The following is a 19496-nucleotide window of genomic DNA, read 5'->3' as shown; positions in this document are numbered from 1 at the left end:
GCGTGGTTCCGACGGACTTTGGTTGTGCGAGCGCGCCGAGCGGGCCAGCGCGCGCCAGCGCGCCTACGCCGCGTCGAGCGCCAGGCGCTCGCGCACCACGGCCGCGAGCTCCTCGGCGATCCGCTCGGCATCGGCCTGGGAGGCCGCCTCGACCATGACCCGCACGACGGGCTCGGTGCCGGACGGCCGGAGCAGCACGCGCCCCGCGTCCCCGAGTGCGGCGGTCGCAGCGGCGACGGCGTCCTGCACGCCCTGGTCGGCCAGACCGTGCCGGTCCACCCCGCGCACGTTCACGAGCACCTGCGGGAACACCGTCATGCACGACGCGAGCTTCTCGAGCGTCTTGCCCGTCCGGGCCATCTCGGCGACGAGGTGCAACCCGGTGAGGATGCCGTCGCCGGTGGTCGCGAACTCGTTGAAGATGATGTGGCCGGACTGCTCGCCGCCGAGCGAGTACCCGCCCTCGGTCATCTTCTCGAGGACGTAGCGGTCGCCGACACCGGTCTCGAGCATCGTGATGCCCGCGTCCGCCATGGCCCGCTTCAGCCCGAGGTTCGACATGACCGTCGCGACGAGGGTGTCGGACGCCAGGCGCCCGCGCTCCTGCAGCGAGAGCGCGAGGATCGCCATGATCTGGTCGCCGTCGATCGCGTTGCCGGCGGCGTCGACCGCGAGGCAGCGGTCCGCGTCACCGTCGTGGGCGATGCCGACGTCCGCACCGTGCGAGAGCACCGCGCGGGCGAGGTTGTCGATGTGGGTGGAACCGACACCGTCGTTGATGTTCATGCCGTCCGGGTCGGCACCGATCAGGGTCACGCGGGCCCCGGCGTTGACGAACACCTCGGGCGAGACACCCGCGGCGGCGCCGTTCGCGCAGTCGAGCACGACGTGGATGCCGTCGAGCCGGTGCGGCAGCGTGCCGAGCAGGTGGACGACGTAGCGGTCCTCGGCGTCGGCGAACCGGGTGATCCGGCCGACGTCGCCACCGGTGGGGGTCGGTGCGGAGTGGTCGTGCATGGCCGCTTCGATGCGGTCCTCGACCTCGTCCGGGAGCTTCCGGCCGCCCGTGGCGAAGAACTTGATCCCGTTGTCGGGAGCGGGGTTGTGCGACGCGGAGATCATCACGCCGAAGTCGGCGTCGATGTCCGCGACGAGGAACGCCGCAGCGGGGGTGGGGATGACCCCGGCGTCGAGTACGTCGACGCCGGCGGAGGCGAGCCCGGCCGCGACCGCGGCACCGAGGAACTCGCCGGAGACGCGCGGGTCGCGCGCGAGGACCGCACGAGGGCGCGGTCGACCGGACGCCCGGCGGGCGTCCGCGTGGTGTCCGTGTGTGAGGACGGCCGCGCTCGCCTGGGCAAGACCCAGTGCGAGCGCGGCCGTCAGCTCGCCGTTGGCGAGACCACGAACCCCGTCGGTACCGAACAGACGCGGCATTGCGATCTTCAGCCGGTGACGACTAGCGCTTCGAGAACTGCGAAGCCTTGCGGGCCTTCTTGAGACCGGCCTTCTTGCGCTCGATGACGCGGGCGTCGCGGGTGAGGAAGCCGGCCTTCTTGAGGGTGGCGCGGTTGTTCTCGCGGTCGATCTCGTTCAGCGAACGGGCGATGGCGAGACGGAGCGCACCAGCCTGACCCGAGGGGCCACCACCGGTGATGCGGGCGACGACGTCGTAGGCGCCGAGCAGCTCGAGCACCTTGAACGGGTCGTTGATGAGCTGCTGGTGCAGCTTGTTCGGGAAGTAGTCCTCGAGCGAGCGGCCGTTCACGACGAACGAGCCGGAGCCCGGGACGAGACGGACGCGTGCGATGGCCTCCTTGCGGCGCCCGACGGCACCGCCCGAGACGTTGAGGATCTGACGGGGAGCGGCCTCGGAAGCGGCGGGTGCGCTCTCCGTGGTGAAGCTCTCCGGGGTCTGGTCGAGGGAGTCAGCGATCTGAGCCATGAGTTTTACCTAGTCCTTGGAAGTCGTCGTGGCCGGAACTACTGTGCGACCTGGTCGAAGGTGTACGCCTTGGGCTGCTGCGCCGAGTGCGGGTGCTCCGCGCCGGCGTAGACCTTCAGCTTCTTGAGCTGCTCGCGACCGAGGGTGTTCTTCGGGAGCATGCCGCGGATCGCCTTCTCGACGGCGCGGGTCGGGTGCTTCTCGAGCATCTCCGGGTAGGAGGTCGCCGTGAGGCCGCCCGGGTACCCCGAGTGGCGGTAGTAGACCTTCTTCGCGAGCTTCGAACCGGTCAGGGCGACCTTGTCGGCGTTCACGATGATGACGTAGTCACCCATGTCCATGTGCTGGGCGAAGGTGGCCTTGTGCTTGCCGCGCAGGAGCGCCGCGGCGTGGGTGGCGAGGCGGCCGAGGACGACGTCGGTCGCGTCGATGACGATCCAGTCGTGCTGGACGTCTGCCGGCTTCGGGGAGAACGTACGAGTCACAGTGGTGCTGCTTTCGTGTCGAGGTGAGGAGTCCGTGAATCCCGCTCCGGTGGGTGTTCACGTGGGAGAACCCGTGTGAACGGCCCGGTGGAGGGCTCATCTGACTGTCCGGCGCACAGAGCGCGCAGACCAAGGTGAGAGCCTACCCGACGCACGTGACGGCGGTCAAACGGAGACAGGACGGACGGGAGGCGCGGTGCCGGCTGGCACCGCGCCTCCCGTCCGGTGCAGCGAACGTCAGCCGAAGAGGCTCCGCAACCACGCGAGCAGGGCGGCGAGCGCCGCCAGCGCGTCCGCGACCGGACCGCCGTGGCCCGGGTTCCCGCCGTGTCCGGGGTCGCCGCCGTGGCCGGGGTCCCCGCCTCCCGGGGTGCCGACTCCCGGCAGGTCGATGCCCACCACGACCGGGTCGTGGTCGCTCGCCCGGTACACGTCGTCCTGGTACAGGTCCGTGACGTTGTAGTCGTACCGGCTGTACTCGAGGCCCACAGACTCGACCGAGTTGATGTTCCAGATGTCCACGCCGGTGACGGTCTCCAGTGCAGCAGGGGACGCGAACACGTGGTCGAGCGACCCGCTCAGCCCGCTGAAGACGTACGACCACTCGGACGCGTCCTCGGTCGGGCCGAGGTCCGTGTAGCCGGCGTCCTCGAGGGCGACGACCGGGTCCTCCTCGCTGTAGGCGTTGAAGTCGCCGAGCATGAACACCTTGTCGGTCCGCGCCTGGCGCTGCATCGCGGTCGAGAACGTCACGAGCGCCTTCGCCTGCTCGACGCGCGAGTGGTTCGACGCACCCTGCCCGTCGCCCTGGTCGGCGTCGACGCCCTCGCCCGAGCCCTTCGACTTGAAGTGGTTGGCGATGACCAGGAAGGTGTCCTTCGCGCTCGGCTTCTGCGCGCCCTTGCCCTTGCCGGGCTTCGCGACGACCGGGGCGAAGGCCTGCGCGAGCGGCTGGCGGGCGTTCGTGAAGGCCGTCGAGTCGGTGAGGATCGTCGACGAGCCGACCGGCTGCACGCGGTCCTTCTTGTAGATGAGCGCGAGGCGGATGACGTCCTCGCTCGACGGGAGCTTCGACGGGGACCCCGCGTAGGCCCAGGTGTCCTTGCCGGTCGCGGCGTTGAGCGCGGCCACGAGGGTCGCCACGGCCGCGTCACGGTCCTGGCCGAAGCGCGCCGAGTTCTCGATCTCCTCGAGGGAGACGACGTCGGCGCCGAGGCCGTTGATCGCCTTGACGATCTTCACCTGCTGGCGGGCGAGGTCGTCGGCGTTCGCGGCACCGCGGGCGTCGCAGCCACCCCGGACGGTCACCGGGTCGCCGTCGCGGTCGGTGTAGTAGGTGCAGCCGGTGAGCTGGTCGCCGGTCGTCGGGAAGTAGTTCAGGACGTTGAACCCGGCGAGGCGGATGTCACCGCCGACGTTCTCCGGCGCGGCGGTGCGGACGTCCGAGAACGACGCCGGCAGGTCGGCAGCCGGGGTGGCGCCGGTGATCGGCGACGTCGGCTGGAACTTCCACGAGTCGTTCCGGTAGTCGAGGACGACCGGCTCGCGGAAGGTCGCCGCGGCACCGACCGTGACCGGGCCCTGCGTGAGCCACGACACCGGGATCGACTGGTTCGCCGCGCTGAGGAAGTTCGTGCTCGCTCCGTCGTCGAGGACGACCTTGCGCGCCGCGTTGTCCGCGGTCACGGCGGCGGCCTCGGCACTGCCCGGACGGGCGACCTCGGTCGGCTGGAGCAGGCGCCGCTTCCCCGATGCGAGCACGACCTCGCCGTACTGGTTCGTCGTGTAGTTGTCCGCGACGGTGTAGTCGCCCTGCGGCGCCACGAGCATGCTCTCGAGCGACTCGCGCTGTGCGTCGGTGCGCGAGAAGGTCAGCGTGGCCGGGACCGGCTGGACGACCCCCGCGGCGGGGAGCTTCGTCAGGCCGGACGCGGTGGGCACGGTCAGCTCGGTCAGGCCGTTGAACTCGGACACCGTGCCGGTGAGGCGCACCGCGTCCCCGATCGCCACGCTGCCGACGGTCGCCGACGAGTAGACGAAGACGGCGTCGGAGGCGGTGTGCGTCCCGAGGTCGAGCGCGCCGCCGGTGCCGGCGGTCTGGACCGTGTAGCCGTTGAAGCCGCCGGTGGCGTACACCGCGGTGACGACGCCGTCGGTCGTGACGGTCTTCCCGGCGTACGGCGAGGCGTCGCCGGTGCCCTGCAGCTGCGCGATCGTGACCCGTTCGGCCGGGGTCGTGCCGCCGTCACCGGGGTCGGTGGGGTCCGTGGGGTCGGTCGGGTCCGTCGGCTGCGTGGTCTCGCCCGCGGCGTTCTCCGGCGTGACGGTCGTCGTCACCCGGAAGTCGGCGGCGTTCGAGTCGGTGTCGGTCGTGCCCTGACGGGTGAGCGCGTCCGGGACGGCGTTCGCCGTGCCGGTCGGTGCGACCGCGGTCTCGAAGGTGTTCGACGTGCCGTAGCCGAGCAGGTCGACGACGCCGGGGGTGCCCGTCGTCACGGCGCCGGCGGGGAGTGTCAGCGCCGTCACCTGGTCGGCGAGGACGAGGGTGCCGGTCGACCCGGAGGGGTTCAGCCCGGTGACGGCGTCCGGCTCGGGCAGCGCCTCGCCGTTCGTGCCGTTCGAGCCCATCTGCACGAGGTAGGTGCCGTGTGCGGGCACGGAGCCGGCGAGCTTGCCGACCGAGGGCGCTCCGGTACCGGTCGCCGCGCGGTACTGCACCGACCAGCCGTCGACGCTGACGGGGCTGTCGGTGGGGTTGCCGAGTTCGACGAACTTGTTCGTGAAGGGCTGGTTCGCGCTGCCGCCCTTGAGGTAGGCCTCGGCGATGACGAGCCCGGAGCCCTGGGGGTTCGCGGTGGCCGTGGAGACGGAGACGAGCGGAGCGGCGACGAGCGCGGCTGCAGCGGTGGCGCACAGCAGAGTGCGCCCGACGGATCTGTGCATGGTCGCACGGTACCGACCTGCGGGGCCCCTCAGGTTTCCGGCGGGTGAACGATCCGTTCCACCCCTGATCGGGGTGCAGGCGGCGGCGGTGCGCGGTGCCCGGGGATCAGGACCCGATCGGCCGCCAGGTGGACCCGACGCGGTGCACGGCCGGCCCGTGTCCGGGGAGCAGGACGTCCGGGATCGGCAGCGCCCGCGCGGACTCGAGCGCTCGTTCCTGGTCGGCCGTGAAGAACGACGTGATCATGCGCGGCCGCGGCTCCCACGACGACGGCTGCGTGTCGTGCCGGCTGACGACGGCGTCCCCGGTGACGATCGCGTTCGCGGCGGGCAGCAAGTAGGCCGTGGACCCGTCGGTGTGCCCGGTGGCCGGCAGCGGCGCGATCGCCCGACCGACGAAGTCCGCACCCGTGAACGCGCGGGCGGTCGGCACCGCGGTGGGTCGCAGCGCGTCGGAGCGCACTGCGCGGGCGAGCCACCGGAGGACCCGGGGCGCTGCCAGTCGTCCGCCGATCTCGGCCGGCGTCACCTGCTGCCGCGCGGGTCCGCGCACGTTGTCGAGCTCGTCGGCGTGGGCGAGCACCTCGACGTGCGGGTACCGCTCGAGGATCCCGGGGATGCCGCCGACGTGGTCGACGTGCCCGTGCGTGACGTACACCCGGCGCAGGTCGTCGAGCTCGTGGCCGGCGTACCGCACGGTGTCGAGCACGAGGTCGGTGTCGGCCGGGTAGCCGGCGTCGATCAGTGCGACACCGTCCTCCTCGGCGAGGACCACCCAGTTCGAGACGGGCCCCTCGACGAACACCACCCCGGGTGCGACGGACACGACGGAGCGGGGTTCGCGGGAGGTCATCCCCCGACGGTACCGCCGTCGTCGGGCGCTCCGCGTCGCGCGCGGGTCTGCGACGCGCGCGCCGCGAGGTCGTCGTCGGCCGGGTACCCGACCTCGGTCAGGGTGAGGCCCTTCGCCGGCGCGACCTTGAACTCGCTCGTCCGCGCCTCGGCGACCCGCAGTTCCTCGAGCCGGTCGGCGCCGAACCGGCCCTCGCCGACGGCGATCGTCGCCCCCACCATCGCGCGCACCATCGAGTGGCAGAAGGCGTCGGCCTGGAGGCGCGCCACCAGCACGCCGTCCGGCTCGCGGTCCCAGCGGAACTCTTGCAGCGTCCGGATGGTCGTCGCCCCCTCGCGCGGCTTGCAGAACGTCGCGAAGTCGTGCAGCCCCAGCAGCCGCAGCGCACCGCGCTCCATCGCCGCCGGGTCCAACCGCGTCGGGTGCCAGACCGTGTGCCCCCGTCGACGTGGATCGCGCCAGGCGTCGGCGTCCGCGATCCGGTACGAGTAGCGGCGCCACAGCGGCGAGAACCGGGCGTCGAACCCCTCCGGCGCGACCGAGGCCCGGGTGACGACGACGTCCCCCTCCGGCGCCGCGATGCCGTTCACGCGCTTGACGAGCCCGTCCAACGGCGAGCGCCCCGACCCCCGCTTGGCGGCCAGCGCGTCCCACTGCGCCGACGTGAGGTCGAGGTGGGCGACCTGCCCGGTGGCGTGCACGCCCGCGTCGGTGCGCCCGGCCACGGTGAGCAGCGGCGGCTCGCCCCACCGGGTGAAGACGGTGGCGAGCGCGGCCTCGAGCGCGCCCTGCACGGTCCGGAGACCCGGCTGCCGGGCCCACCCGGAGAACGCCGCACCGTCGTACGCGATGTCCAGCCGCAGCCGCACGCCGCCACCGTCACCGCCGCCCTGCGGGCCCGCCGTCTCGTCCACTAGGCCACCGTACCGGGGCCGGACCGCGCCTCCTGGCCCCCGTGCTGACACGCGCCCCGCCCCGGTGTCAGTGCGACGTCAGTGCCGCGTGAGCGGGCCGCGGCACCATCGTCCTCGACATCGACGAACCACGTCGAGTCACCACGAAAGGACCTGCGCGAATGACCACCACACCGCTCGCGGTCGAGGCCACCGGCCTCGTGAAGACCTTCGGGACGAACCGCGCAGTGGACGGTGTCGACCTCCGCGTGGAGGCTGGCACGGTCTACGGCGTGCTCGGCCCCAACGGCGCCGGCAAGACCACCACCATCTCCATGCTCGCGACGCTGCTCAAGGCGGACGCCGGCGAGGCCCGCATCTTCGGACGGGACGTCCGCCGTGAGGCGCAGGCCGTCCGCTCCCTCATCGGCGTGACCGGCCAGTACGCGAGCGTCGACGAGACGCTCAGCGCGACCGAGAACCTCGTCATCTTCTCGCGCCTGCTCGGCCTGGGCCGCGCCGAGTCGAAGCGGAAGGCCGCCGAGCTGCTCGAGCGCTTCGGGCTGACCGAGGCTGCGTCGCGTCCGTTGAAGAACTTCTCCGGGGGCATGCGTCGGCGTCTCGACCTCGCCGCGAGCCTCATCGCACAGCCGCCGCTGCTCTTCCTCGACGAGCCCACGACGGGTCTCGACCCCCGCACCCGCGCCCAGATGTGGGACACGATCCGGGAGCTCGTCGCGACCGGCTCCACCGTCCTGCTGACGACGCAGTACCTCGACGAGGCCGACCAGCTGGCCGACCGCATCGCCGTGATCGACCACGGCCGCGTCGTCGCCGAGGGCACGGGCGACGAGCTGAAGGCGTCCATCGGGTCGAGCTCGCTCCAGCTCCGGCTGGCCGACCCGCTCCGACTCGACGCCGCCCGCACCATCGTGCGGAACAGCCTCGGCGTCGACGCGGTGGCCAGCCCCGAGGGCTCGCGCCTCACCGCGCCGATGTCCGACCCGGACCGCGTGACCGACCTGCTCGTGTCGTTCCGCGACGCCGGCATCTCCCTCGCCGAGATGAGCGTGCAGAAGCCCACGCTCGACGAGGTCTTCCTGCAAATTACCGGCGAAGCGGTGGTCGCTGACGCGTCCGCCGCCGCCGAATGGAGCATCGCATGACCACCATCGCCCCCACCCCCACCTCGGCGCCACGGGTCGCCCCTCGCCCCGGCATCGGCGGCTCCGGACTCGGCGCGACCGTCCGGCAGTCCTTCACGATGGCGTACCGCGGCCTGGTGAAGGTCCGTCGCACGCCCGAGCAGCTGTTCGACGTGACGCTCATGCCGATCGTCTTCACCGTGATGTTCACGTACATCTTCGGCGGCGCGATCGCCGGCGACGTGTCCAGCTACCTGCCCGTCATCATCCCCGGCATCCTCGTGCAGACGAACATCACGTCCTCGATCGTCACCGGCGTCCAGCTCCGCGAGGACATGGACAAGGGCGTGTTCGACCGATTCAAGTCCCTGCCGATCGCCCGCATCGCGCCGCTCGCCGGTGCGCTGCTCGCCGACACGGTCCGGTACGCGATCGCCACCGCCATCACGTTCACGGTCGGCATCATCATGGGCCTCCGTCCCGAGGGCGGTGCCGCGGCGGTCGTGCTGGCCGGCGTGCTCGTCATCGTCGTCGCCTGGTCGATCAGCTGGATCTTCGCCTACTTCGGCGTGGTCGCTCGCACCGCGTCGAGCGTCTCCGGGATCGCCAACCTGGTGCTCTTCCCGCTGACGTTCCTGTCGAACGCGTTCGTCCCCACGGACACCCTGCCCGGCTGGCTGCGCTGGTTCACCGAGGTCAACCCGATCTCGCACCTCATCACCGCCGTCCGCGAGCTGATCAACCACGGCGCCGTCACGGGTGACCTCTGGATCAGCCTGCTCGGTGCCGCCGTGGTGGTCGCCGTGTTCGCGCCGCTGACGGTCCGCGCCTACATGCGGAAGGCGTAGCGGAGGTCCTCCAGCAGCGCCCTCGCCCGCGCGACGGCCTCGGTCCGGTCCCATCCGGCCGAGGCCGTCTCGGCGTCCGCGACGCGGGCCTCGCCGAGCGCGTCGACGAGGAGCGGTCGGAGCCGTCCGTGGGCGAGCACCGCGAAGTCCTGCCGGGTGCCGAACCGCATCGCGGCACCCCAGCACCGGGCCGCCTCGGCCGGACGGTCGCTGCGCGCCGCCGCGACCGCGAGTCCCGCCAGCGTCGTGCCGATGACGGGCAGGTCGAGCCACCACGGATGGACGCGGATCATCACGAGTGCGGCCTTCCGGATGCGGCGAGCGACCGCGCGTTCGTCGGCCTGGAGGCGCGGTGCGGCTCCGTCGGGCGCGCCGAGCGCCGCCTCGTCGACCGCTGCGATCCGCGCCGCGCCCGCCATCACGGTCCAGTGCGGTGTCGCCTTCCGGTGCGGCAGCACCCAGTCCCACGCGGCCGTGTACTGCGCGGCGGCAGCGTCGAGGTCGCCCTCGAACCGGAGGCACTCCGCGCCGATCGCGACCGCGAGCACGCCGATCTGGGAGCGGTCGCCGTCGAAGCCGCCCCGCCCCGCGACCGGTCGGTGCTGCAGCTCGGCGGCGATCGACCGGGCGGTGTCCACGGCGCCGGTCGCGGCCGAGCAGAGCCCGACGGTCCAGCCGATCTCGTACAGGTCGTCCTCGGCGCCGAAGCGCTCGAGCTGCTCACGGGCGCGGTCGGCGTTCGCGAGGGCGTCCGCGTACCGGCCGGTCTGGGCGAGGAGCTGCGTCATGGTGACGGCCACGGTGCCGATCGTCCACGCGTCGGCGGTGCGCTCCGCGAGCGTCTGCGCCCGGGTGGCGTACCGGAGGGCCGCCGCGAACTCGCCGTCGTTCTCGGCGAGGGGCGCGCTGAGCATGTTGGCGGTGCCGGCCACGCCCTCGTCGGGATCGTCGCGGAGGCGCGCGAGGAGCGCGGTGCCCGCCGCCGGACGCCCGAGCGTCAGGAGCAGGGCCGCCTGTGCGTCGAGCACCGGGAACCCCGTCGTCCCGATGCGGCGGAGGCGCCGGAGCGTGGAGATCGCCCACGCGGCGGTCCGGCGGTCGTCGAACGCCGAGGAGGCCCCGGCGACGACGAGTCCGACGTGCACCGCGGCGACGTCCTCGGCCGCGGGCGGACCCGAGCGCAGCACCGCGACCACGTCCGACGCGATCGCGGTGACCTCGCCGTGGGCGCCCCGGAGCGTCCAGTAGGCCCCGAGGGCGGCGAAGACGTGCGCGGTCGCCGAGGCGTCGTCGGCGCGGAGGCTCCAGCGGAGCAGGGTCACGAGGTTGTCGGCCTCGCGCTGGACCTCGTGGAAGCGGTCGAGCTGCTCCGGGCCGGTGAGCGTGAAGAGGTTCCTGGCGGCGGCGAAGTCCCGCCCCCAGCGGATCATCGCCGTGCGCACGGCCTCGGTGGCGCCGCGTTCGTCGAGCCGTGCGGCCCCGAACTCGCGGACGGTCTCGAGCAAGCGGTAGCGGACCGGCTCCCCCTCGACCTCGACGAGCTGCACGAGGGACTGCTCGACGAGTTCGGCGAGGTCGTCGAGCGCATCGTCCCGGCGGTCCGGCGCGGCCACGGCCTCGACGGCGTCGACCGCCAGGCCGTCCGGGAACAGTGCCAGGCGGGTCAGGAGGTCCTGCGCGCCCGCGTCGAGCAGGCGCCAGCTCCACTCGATGACCGCCAGGAGCGTGCGGTGCCGCTCCGGGGCGCTGCGGTCGCCGCCGCGGAGCAGCGCGAACCGGTCGTCGAGCCGGCGCTCGATCTCGTCGATGCTCATCCCCCGGATCCGCGCCGCGGCCAGCTCGATCGCGAGCGGCGACCCGTCGAGCCGCGTGCAGATGCGGCGGACGGTGTCCACGGGCAGCACGGCCCCGGGTCGGGCGGCCCGGGCGCGCTCGGTGAACAGCCGGACCGCGGCCCCGTCTGCCTCGACTGGGAGGGGCGCGAGGGGCGCCACGACCTCGCCGGCGATCGCGAGCGGTGCGCGCGAGGTCGTGAGGATCCGGAGGTCGGGGATGCTCGCGAGCAGGTCGGCGGCGAACCCGGCGACGTCACCGACGAGGTGCTCGCAGTTGTCCAGGACGAGGACCGTCGGGGCCTCCCCGAGCGCCCGCCCCACCCGCGCGCGCAGGTCGGCGACGACGACCTCCCGCAGCGCCCGGGCGGAGCGGAACTCGGCCACCCCGAGCAGGGCACCGAGCGCGGGGACGACGTCCTCGGCGGTGGCGATCGGCGCGAGCTCGAACACCACCACGCCGGTGGTCGGCGGCACACCGGCGGCGACCGCCTGCGCGAGGCGGGTCTTGCCGAGCCCACCCGCACCGAGGATCGTGACCAGCCGGTTGCGGGACAGGAGGTCCGTGACGGCGTCGAGGTCCTCCTGCCGCCCGACGAGCGTGTTCGGCGCGGCCCGCAGCCCGACCCGACGAGCACGACCGGAGTCGGCGGCGGACCGGCGGAGCAGATCGGCGTTCAGCCGCACCAGGTCGGCCGAGGGGTCCGCGCCGAGCTCGTCGGCGAGGCGGTCGCGGTGCGTCGCGAACGCGGCGAGCGCCTCGGCGTTCCGGCCGGCGGCGACCAGCGCGCGCATGCACCCGGCGACGGCGACCTCGTCGAACGGGTTCGCCTCGGACTCGGCGAGCCACAGCGCGGCCGCTTCGGCCGCGTCCCCGCGGTCGAGGAGGAGTTCGCCCAGCCGGCGTCGGAGCGCACGGCGGGCAGTGGCCGCGCGGTCGGCGAGCGCGGCGCCGAGGTCCCCGTCGACGTCCGCGCCGGGGTCGCCCCGCCAGCCGTCGAGTGCTGCCCGGACCACCGCGACGTCCGCGCTGGCAGCCGCGCGCTCGGCGGACGTCAGGTCGACCGAGCCGGGGTCGACCCCGAGTGCGTACCCGGTGCTGGTCGACACGACGACGCCGTCGGCCGTGCTGCGCCGGAGCCGGGAGACGAGGGTCTGCAGCGCTGCCCGGGCACCCCGCGGCTGGTCGTCGCCCCAGAGCTCGTCGATGAGCGCCTCGGTCGTCACGGCGTGTCCGCGCGCGAGCACCAGCGCGACGAGGAACGACCGCGAAAGGGCACCGGGCACCGCCGTCGGCGCTCCCGTCGGATCCGCGACGGTCACTGGCCCGAGGACGGCGACGCGCGGCAGTTCGGACACGGTACGAGTCTACGGACGACCGCACGCGTCCGGCCCGGGATCACGTGACCGGGTACCGCCGCCGGAGTTCGGCGTAGCGCGTGTCCCAGTCGAAGGCCGCGATGCCGTCGAGGTCCCCGGCGAGGTCGAGTTCGAGCAGCTCGAGGTACGTGTGCCACCCCGGTGCGTAGTCCCGGCCGCCGACACGGTCGTGCTCGAGCCGGAGGGCAGCACCGTCCTCGACCGGCTCGACCGTGACGGTGATCGTCGTCTCGTGCTCGTCGCGGGCGTGCCAGGTGGTCGTGAACGTGCGCGGAGCGTCGCACGCCGTGACGGTCCCCTCGGTGAAGACCGTGCCGTCGTCGTACCGCGCGAGCCAGCGGCCGCCGAGGTGGAAGTCGCCCTCGTACGGGGCCATCCAGCGCGAGAGCCGTTCGGGGTCGGTGATCGCGTCCCAGAGGTCCTCGACGGTCGTCGGGTAGGTCTGGGCGAAGCGGATGAGGTACCCGCCGGAGGGCGAGTCCTCGACGGTGCCGTCGGTGGTGCGCATGTCAGTGCTCCTCGGGGTGGACGTCGGCGGGGGCGCCCGGAGCACGTCGGCCCCGGGCGATCTCGGTCGTGAGGGCGTCGAGCCGCTGCCGCCAGAGGGCGCGGAACCGTTCGACGGCGCGGTCGAGTTCCTCGACGGCGCGGGGTTCCAGTCGGTAGACGCGTGCGGTCCCCCGCGGTGCCGCCGTGGCGAACCCGGCGTCGCGCAGGACGCGCAGGTGCCTGGAGACCGCGGGTTGGGAGATGCCGAACTCGGCCCTGATGACGTCGGTCAGCGCACCGGCCGTCCGGTCCCCCTCGGCGAGGAGTTCCGTGAGCCGGCGTCGGACGGGGTCACCGAGGACGTCGAACGCGTGCACGTCGACACTCTATAACTGCAGTGTTATGAAGTCGAGGGTCAGCCGCGGGCGTTCCGGAAGGCGGACGGCCCCGTGCGGGTGTCCAGGTCGTTCGTCGCCCGGCGCTCGGACTCCACGATGCCGCGCATCGCCACGAGTGCGGCGGACGTGACCGCGACGTGCGACGGGTTCTCGCGCGATGCGTCCAGCGCCCGCTCGACCTCGGCGATCGCGTCGTCGCCGGCCTCTTCGGGGCACTCGCCGCGGACCATGCACGCGAGCTCACGGAGGGCCGTCGCGAGCGGCTCGGCGAACTCGGGGTCCGGTCGCCCGAGCCCCTCCGACACCGGACCCGACCGGGCGACGAGCTCGGTGAGGTCCGTCGTGTACCAGGCGACCCGCTCGAGGGCACGGAAGCGGGCACCGTCCTGCTCGAGCCGTGCACGGGACCCACGGAGTGCTCCGCGCGGGTTCAGCCGCCGGCTCTCGTGCGCGATCGAAACCCGGGAGCGGACGTCGGCGATGGCACGGTCCAGTCGGTCCTGCTGACGGTCCCAGGCCTTCTCGTCGCGCTCGCCCCCTGCGAGGACCTCGGCGAGCCCGTCCAGGTGGTCCGCGAGCACCTGGTTGACCGCGTCGATCCGGTGCTCGGCGTCCCAGAAGCGCAGGGGCGGGAAGACGAGGAAGTTCACCAGCAGGCCCACCACGACCCCGACGGCCATCTGCACGAGGTACCCGAGCGAGTACCCCTCGGCGTGGGCGCCACCGACGAGCAGGACGAAGAGCGCGGCGGTGGACACCCAGGAGCTGCCCTCGCCGAGGACGCGGAACCCGCCGACGAGCACCCCGATGCCTACAGCGAGCGCGATCGCGAGGAAGCCCGGGTCACCGACCCACATCGTGAACCCGGCGATGACGATGCCGAGCGCGATGCCGACGAGCGTCTGGACCCCGCTCCGGATGCCCGCGAACACCGTCGTCTGCATCGCCACGACGGCACCGAGCGGTGCGTAGTACGGGTACTCCGCCGCGACCCCGGGCATGTGTCGCGCGATGAACCACGCGAGCACGGCTGCGACGGCGGCCTTCGCGGCGTGGAGCAGGCGCGGTTGCGTCCCGGAGGTCCGGCTCCACCGCCAGACCCGGGTCCCCACCCCCGCGATGTGCTCGAACTGCATCGGTCCCTCTCGTCGTGTCGGCCGGTCACGATACGGTGCCGCGCCTGTGAGACGGAGCCGGTCCGCGTTCTGCGGCTCGGCCGCCTGCGGTCCAGGAGGGACGTGGCGGGCCCGCACCGCGCCTCCAGGCCGCCGTCCGGTCACCCCCAGGACGCGACGAAGCCCCCGCAACGCGTGTTGCGGGGGCTTCGTCGTGGTGGGGCTGTGACTACTTGTCGTCCGACTTCTCGGCGGCGTCGGCCTCGACCTCGGCAGCTGCCTCGGTCTCGGTCTCCTCGGCGACGGGAGCGGACTCCTCGGTGGTCTCGGTCTCCTCGACCGGGGCCTCGTCGGTGGTGTCCTCGGCGGCGGGCTCCTCGACCGGAGCAGCAGCGGCCGGGGCCGCGTCGCGCTTGACCGGGGCCGGCGTGCTCGACACCGGCTCGAGGACGAGCTCGATCGACGCGAGGGGAGCGTTGTCGCCCTTGCGGAAACCGAGCTTCGTGATGCGGGTGTAGCCGCCCTGACGGTCCTCGACCTGCGGGGCGATCTCGGTGAACAGCGTGTGCACGACGGACTTGTCGCGCAGGATGCTGATCACGCGACGACGCGCGTGCAGGTCGCCACGCTTCGCGAACGTGATGAGACGCTCGGCGACGGGACGGAGGCGCTTGGCCTTCGTCTCGGTGGTCGTGATGCGACCGTGCGTGAAGAGGGCGTTGGCGAGGTTGCTCAGGAGCAGTCGCTCGTGGGCGGGGCCGCCACCGAGGCGGGGGCCCTTGGTGGGCTTCGGCATGTCAGTTCTCCAGTGGTGAAAGTGTTGCGCGCTGCGTCAGCGGCGCGCGTGCGCGTCAGCGCGAGGTCAGTTGTTGGACTCGTCCTCGTCGTACCCGCTGTAGAAGTGGGCGCCGTCGAATCCGGGGACGGTGTCCTTGAGGGACAGGCCGAGCTCGGTGAGCTTGTCCTTGACCTCGTCCACCGACTTCTGACCGAAGTTGCGGATGTTCATGAGCTGCGTCTCCGACAGGGCGACGAGCTCGGACACCGTGTTGATGCCCTCCCGCTTGAGGCAGTTGTAGCTGCGGACCGACAGGTCCAAGTCCTCGATCGGGGTCTGCAGCTCGTTCGAGAGCACGGCGTCGACCGGCGCGGGGCCGATCTCGATGCCCTCGGCCGCGGTGTTGAGCTCGCGGGCGAGCCCGAACAGCTCGACGAGCGTCCGACCTGCCGACGCGATGGCGTCGCGCGGCGTGATGGCCGGCTTCGACTCGACGTCGACGACCAGGCGGTCGAAGTCCGTGCGCTCACCGGCACGCGTCGCCTCGACGCGGTAGGTGACCTTGAGGACCGGCGAGTAGATCGAGTCGATCGGGATCTGACCGGCCTCGCTGAACTCCGAACGGTTCTGCGTCGCCGAGACGTAGCCACGGCCACGCTCGATCGTCAGCTCGAGCTCGAAGCGCGCGGTGTCGTTCAGGGTCGCGATGACGAGGTCCGGGTTGTGGATCTCGACGCCGGCCGGAGCGGAGATGTCCGCTGCGGTGACCTGACCGGCACCCTGCTTGCGCAGGTACGCCGTGATCGGCTCGTCGTGCTCGCTGGAGACGACCAGGCTCTTGATGTTGAGGATGATCTCGGTGACGTCTTCCTTGACACCGGGAACGGTGCTGAACTCGTGGAGGACGCCGTCGATGCGGATGCTGGTGACAGCCGCGCCGGGGATCGAGGAGAGGAGCGTGCGGCGCAGCGAGTTGCCGAGGGTGTAACCGAAGCCCGGCTCGAGCGGCTCGATGACGAAGCGCGAGCGGAACTCGGAGATCGTCTCCTCGGTCAGGGTGGGGCGCTGTGCAATGAGCACTGTGGGATTCCTTTCGGCGGAGTGTCCGCTATATGACACTCGGCGGTACGACGGGGCCGACCGGGCCCCGACGGGTCTGTTGAGTTGTGATCACGCGCACGCGCTTGCCAGGACGGCACGGCCTGCGCGATCGAACGACCAGGAATGGCCGCGGGCCCTGCTCGCTCCCGTCAGGGGACGAGCAGGGCGCGGCCGGTTGCTCCTCGCGTCAGACGCGACGGCGCTTGGGCGGGCGGCACCCGTTGTGCGCCTGCGGCGTGACGTCGTTGATCGAACCCACCTCGAGGCCAGCGGCCTGGAGCGAGCGGATCGCGGTCTCGCGGCCCGAACCCGGACCCTTCACGAAGACGTCGACCTTCTTGACGCCGTGCTCCTGCGCCTGACGCGCAGCGGACTCGGCGGCGAGCTGCGCCGCGAACGGCGTCGACTTGCGCGAACCCTTGAAGCCCACGGCACCCGAGGACGCCCAGCTGAGGACGGCACCCGACGGGTCGGTGATGCTGACGATCGTGTTGTTGAACGTGCTCTTGATGTGGGCCTGGCCCACGGCGACGTTCTTCTTCTCCTTGCGGCGCGGCTTGCGCGCGGCAGTCTTGGGGGTAGCCATCGGGGTCTCCTATCGAGCCTTCTTCTTGCCTGCCACGGTGCGCTTCGGTCCCTTGCGGGTACGCGCGTTGGTCTTGGTGCGCTGACCGCGCACCGGGAGACCACGACGGTGGCGAAGACCCTCGTAGCTACCGATCTCGACCTTGCGGCGGATGTCGGCTGCGACCTCACGGCGGAGGTCACCCTCCACCTTGAAGTTGCCCTCGATGAAGTCACGGAGGGCGACGAGCTGGTCGTCGGTCAGGTCCTTGACGCGGATGTCACCGGAGATACCGGTCTCGGCGAGTGCCTGGACCGCGCGGGTACGGCCGACGCCGTAGATGTACGTGAGTGCGATCTCCACGCGCTTCTCGCGCGGGATGTCGACGCCTGCTAGACGTGCCATGTGATGGCTGCTCCTGTTGTCGATGGAGGTGTGGAGCAGTACCGGTGCTCGGGCCTCCGACCCGAGGTGTCCCCGCTCGCGCGGATCTTGGTACTGCGTTCGATGTTGAGTTGTGGATCCTGCTCGCAGCCGCCCGAGGGCGATCGCGTCAGGCAGCCGGGACTAGCCCTGGCGCTGCTTGTGACGCGGGTTGCTCTTGCAGATCACCATGACGCGGCCCTTGCGGCGAATGACACGGCAGTGCTCGCAGATGGGCTTGACGCTGGGGTTGACCTTCATTGTTCTTTCCTCGTGCTCGCTGGCTTCGTGCTCGGCAGGGTTGCCGGGCCGTTCCTTTCCAGCTCGCGGATCACTTGTAGCGGTAGACGATCCGGCCGCGGGTCAGGTCGTACGGGCTCAGCTCCACGATCACGCGGTCCTCGGGGAGGATGCGGATGTAGTGCTGGCGCATCTTCCCGGAGATGTGCGCAAGGACCTTGTGTCCGTTGGTCAGCTCAACGCGGAACATCGCGTTGGGCAGAGCTTCGAGCACCGAGCCCTCGATCTCGATGACGCCGTCTTTCTTGGCCATAGCCTCACTGTCGCTTGGTTGGATTACCGGTGTGATCCCCGAGCCGGTCTGCGGGTCGGGCGCCACGCCCAGTAGGCATGACACACCAAAGATCGATCCTATGTGGTAAACCCAGGATTGCCAAGTGGAGACGGCGAAGTCCCCACGTCTGGGGCTTCACAGCGCTGTCTGAGCGTTCCACAGTGGTTTGACGGCGCGCTCCGGGGTCCCGTTGGTCACCGGCCCCTAGCGTGGCCGTCGCCCCCGCCCGTGCAGACCGCGCCGCACGGACCACCGAACGGAGACCACGTGCCCGACGCCACCCGACGCCCGTTCGCCCGCCACGGCCGCCTCCCGCGCCGCCGCGGATGGGGCACGCTCGCGTCGATCGTGGCGTCCACCCTCGCCGTCGTCCTCGTCAGCGGGACGAGCGTCGCCGCCATCGCGGGTGCGCAGCTCGCCACGGCGCCGAGGACGGTCAAGCTCAGCACGGACGACCAGAGCACCGCGCAGACGGCCGACATCACGGCCATCAAGGGCGGTGCGAACATCCTGCTCATCGGCAGCGACACCCGCATCGGACAGTTCGACTCGGACGAGGACGTCGAGGGCGCCCGCAACGACGTCACGATGCTCATCCACATCTCGCAGGACCACACCCAGCTGACCGCGGTGAGCTTCCCGCGCGACCTCATGGTGCCGATCCCGGCGTGCACGAACCCCGAGAGCGGGACCACGTACCCGGCGGCCACGTCCGCGCAGTTCAACACGGCGCTCGGGAACGGCGGGGTCTCGTGCGTCGTCGACACCGTCGAGAACCTCACCGGCCTGAGCATCCCGTACGCCGGGCTCATCACGTTCGACGGCGTCATCGAGATGTCGAACGCCCTCGGCGGCGTGGACGTGTGCGTCGCGGACCCGATCAACGACTCCTACACGAACCTGCACCTGACGGCCGGCTCGCACAAGCTCGAGGGCACGGACGCGCTCGCGTTCCTCCGCACCCGGCACGGTGTCGGCGACGGGAGCGACCTCGCGCGCATCAGCTCGCAGCAGGTGTTCCTGTCGGCCCTGCTGCGCAAGGTCACCTCGGACGGGACGCTCTCGAACCCGATCACGCTCTACAAGCTCGCCGGCGCCGCGCTGTCGAACATGACGCTGTCCGACGGCCTCGCCCAGGCGCGCACGCTCGTCGGACTGGCCGGGGCCCTGCGCGGGATGAGCACGGCGAACATGCTGTTCGTGCAGTACCCGGTCGCGGACGACCCCGACGACAGCGCGCGGGTGATCGTCGACCAGGACGCCGCCCACACCCTCAACGTCGCGCTGCAGAACGACCAGAAGACCTCGCTGAGCGACTCGAGCACGGGGCGTGCGTCGGAGGAGTCCTCCGGGTCGAGCGGAACGGCGACCGCTGCTCCGTCCACGGGGACCTCGACCGGGACGTCGTCGGCCGGTGGGTCCTCGGCCGGGACGTCCTCGGGGACCGCGGCCGGCACCGGCACGGCGTCCGGATCGGCATCCGGCACCGCCACGAGCGCCGCGACCGGTTCGGCGACGCCGCTGCCCTCGTCGATCACCGGACAGAGCGCGTCTGAGGAGACCTGCTCCGTCGGCAACGACTGAGACCGGCGCGCTGCGCCCGTCGCACGGCGTGCGCGGGTGCGCACGCTGACGACGAGTGCACGTGGTCCACACGGCGCAGACGTCGTGGACGTGCGCAGGTGCGGACCGGAGGCGCGTGGCGGGGCCGCACCGCGCCTCCTGGCCG

General features: G+C 71.9%; 19 protein-coding genes. 3 read left to right on the top strand and 16 right to left on the bottom strand.

Features of this window, described 5'->3' with window-relative positions; all coding sequences use genetic code 11:
- Positions 1–63 precede the first annotated feature (63 nt).
- From glmM to truA, 6 genes are all read right to left on the bottom strand, one after another.
- On the bottom strand, positions 64–1437 hold the full coding sequence (glmM, locus tag BIV01_RS08285; RefSeq protein WP_071302497.1) for a phosphoglucosamine mutase: 1374 nt from the start codon (positions 1435–1437) through the stop codon (positions 64–66).
- Positions 1438–1459: 22 nt separating this feature from the next.
- Positions 1460–1945 carry a 30S ribosomal protein S9 gene (gene rpsI / locus BIV01_RS08280; protein WP_022906971.1) on the bottom strand — a complete coding sequence of 162 codons (486 nt, stop codon included), beginning with the start codon at positions 1943–1945 and terminating at the stop codon, positions 1460–1462.
- A gap of 38 nt (positions 1946–1983) precedes the next feature.
- Positions 1984–2430 (bottom strand): 50S ribosomal protein L13, encoded by a 447-nt coding sequence (gene rplM, locus BIV01_RS08275; protein ID WP_022906970.1) that lies wholly within the window; start codon positions 2428–2430, stop codon positions 1984–1986.
- A 237-nt stretch (positions 2431–2667) separates the two neighbouring features.
- Complete coding sequence (locus tag BIV01_RS08270; RefSeq protein WP_071302496.1) at positions 2668–5373, bottom strand: ExeM/NucH family extracellular endonuclease; 2706 nt, start codon at positions 5371–5373, stop codon at positions 2668–2670.
- Between the two features lie 106 nt (positions 5374–5479).
- The gene (locus tag BIV01_RS08265; protein ID WP_071302495.1) at positions 5480–6226 is read right to left on the bottom strand and encodes an MBL fold metallo-hydrolase; all 747 of its coding nucleotides are present in this window, start codon (positions 6224–6226) and stop codon (positions 5480–5482) included.
- Positions 6223–7140: a tRNA pseudouridine(38-40) synthase TruA gene (truA, locus tag BIV01_RS08260; protein ID WP_254791802.1), complete on the bottom strand. Its 918-nt coding sequence runs from the start codon at positions 7138–7140 to the stop codon at positions 6223–6225. The genes BIV01_RS08265 and truA overlap by 4 nt, the downstream gene beginning before the upstream one ends.
- A 161-nt stretch (positions 7141–7301) precedes the next feature.
- Here truA and BIV01_RS08255 point away from each other — a divergent pair, with 161 nt between their 5' ends.
- Positions 7302–8285, top strand: coding sequence for an ATP-binding cassette domain-containing protein (locus tag BIV01_RS08255; protein ID WP_071302494.1), 984 nt, complete (start codon positions 7302–7304; stop codon positions 8283–8285).
- Positions 8282–9112, top strand: a complete 831-nt coding sequence (locus tag BIV01_RS08250; RefSeq protein WP_070417694.1) for an ABC transporter permease — start codon at positions 8282–8284, stop codon at positions 9110–9112. Before BIV01_RS08255 ends, BIV01_RS08250 begins: the two co-directional genes overlap by 4 nt.
- Here BIV01_RS08250 and BIV01_RS08245 read toward each other — a convergent pair.
- The 10 genes from BIV01_RS08245 to infA all read right to left on the bottom strand — a co-directional run bounded on the left by BIV01_RS08245 (position 9094) and on the right by infA (position 17746).
- Complete coding sequence (locus BIV01_RS08245) at positions 9094–12303, bottom strand: BTAD domain-containing putative transcriptional regulator (RefSeq protein ID WP_071302493.1); 3210 nt, start codon at positions 12301–12303, stop codon at positions 9094–9096. The genes BIV01_RS08250 and BIV01_RS08245 overlap by 19 nt on opposite strands.
- Before the next feature lie 40 nt (positions 12304–12343).
- Positions 12344–12832 carry an SRPBCC family protein gene (locus tag BIV01_RS08240; RefSeq protein ID WP_071302492.1) on the bottom strand — a complete coding sequence of 163 codons (489 nt, stop codon included), beginning with the start codon at positions 12830–12832 and terminating at the stop codon, positions 12344–12346.
- Between the two features lies 1 nt (position 12833).
- The gene (locus BIV01_RS08235) at positions 12834–13190 is read right to left on the bottom strand and encodes an ArsR/SmtB family transcription factor (RefSeq protein ID WP_071302491.1); all 357 of its coding nucleotides are present in this window, start codon (positions 13188–13190) and stop codon (positions 12834–12836) included.
- 38 nt (positions 13191–13228) lie between these two features.
- Positions 13229–14347: an FUSC family protein gene (locus BIV01_RS08230; protein ID WP_071295212.1), complete on the bottom strand. Its 1119-nt coding sequence runs from the start codon at positions 14345–14347 to the stop codon at positions 13229–13231.
- A 208-nt stretch (positions 14348–14555) separates the two neighbouring features.
- Positions 14556–15122, bottom strand: a complete 567-nt coding sequence (gene rplQ / locus BIV01_RS08225; RefSeq protein ID WP_070417691.1) for a 50S ribosomal protein L17 — start codon at positions 15120–15122, stop codon at positions 14556–14558.
- Positions 15123–15188: 66 nt separating this feature from the next.
- Entirely contained in the window at positions 15189–16184 is a 996-nt protein-coding gene (locus BIV01_RS08220; protein ID WP_022906362.1) for a DNA-directed RNA polymerase subunit alpha, read from the bottom strand.
- Positions 16185–16392: 208 nt separating this feature from the next.
- Positions 16393–16791, bottom strand: a complete 399-nt coding sequence (rpsK, locus tag BIV01_RS08215) for a 30S ribosomal protein S11 (protein ID WP_017885507.1) — start codon at positions 16789–16791, stop codon at positions 16393–16395.
- Between the two features lie 9 nt (positions 16792–16800).
- Positions 16801–17175: a 30S ribosomal protein S13 gene (gene rpsM / locus BIV01_RS08210; protein ID WP_058728274.1), complete on the bottom strand. Its 375-nt coding sequence runs from the start codon at positions 17173–17175 to the stop codon at positions 16801–16803.
- A gap of 162 nt (positions 17176–17337) precedes the next feature.
- On the bottom strand, positions 17338–17454 hold the full coding sequence (gene rpmJ / locus BIV01_RS18945) for a 50S ribosomal protein L36 (RefSeq protein WP_022903266.1): 117 nt from the start codon (positions 17452–17454) through the stop codon (positions 17338–17340).
- 70 nt (positions 17455–17524) lie between these two features.
- A complete protein-coding gene (gene infA, locus BIV01_RS08205) occupies positions 17525–17746 on the bottom strand; it encodes a translation initiation factor IF-1 (protein ID WP_017885509.1) in 222 nt (73 codons plus the stop codon).
- 288 nt (positions 17747–18034) lie between these two features.
- Between infA and BIV01_RS08200 the strand changes: the two genes are divergently transcribed.
- A complete protein-coding gene (locus tag BIV01_RS08200) occupies positions 18035–19351 on the top strand; it encodes an LCP family protein (RefSeq protein ID WP_071302490.1) in 1317 nt (438 codons plus the stop codon).
- The last annotated feature ends 145 nt before the right edge of the window (positions 19352–19496 follow it).

The sequence above is a fragment of the Curtobacterium sp. MCBA15_013 genome (assembly GCF_001865095.1).
Classification (GTDB): Bacteria; Actinomycetota; Actinomycetes; order Actinomycetales; family Microbacteriaceae; genus Curtobacterium.
This window is presented reverse-complemented; position numbering and strand designations above follow the sequence as displayed.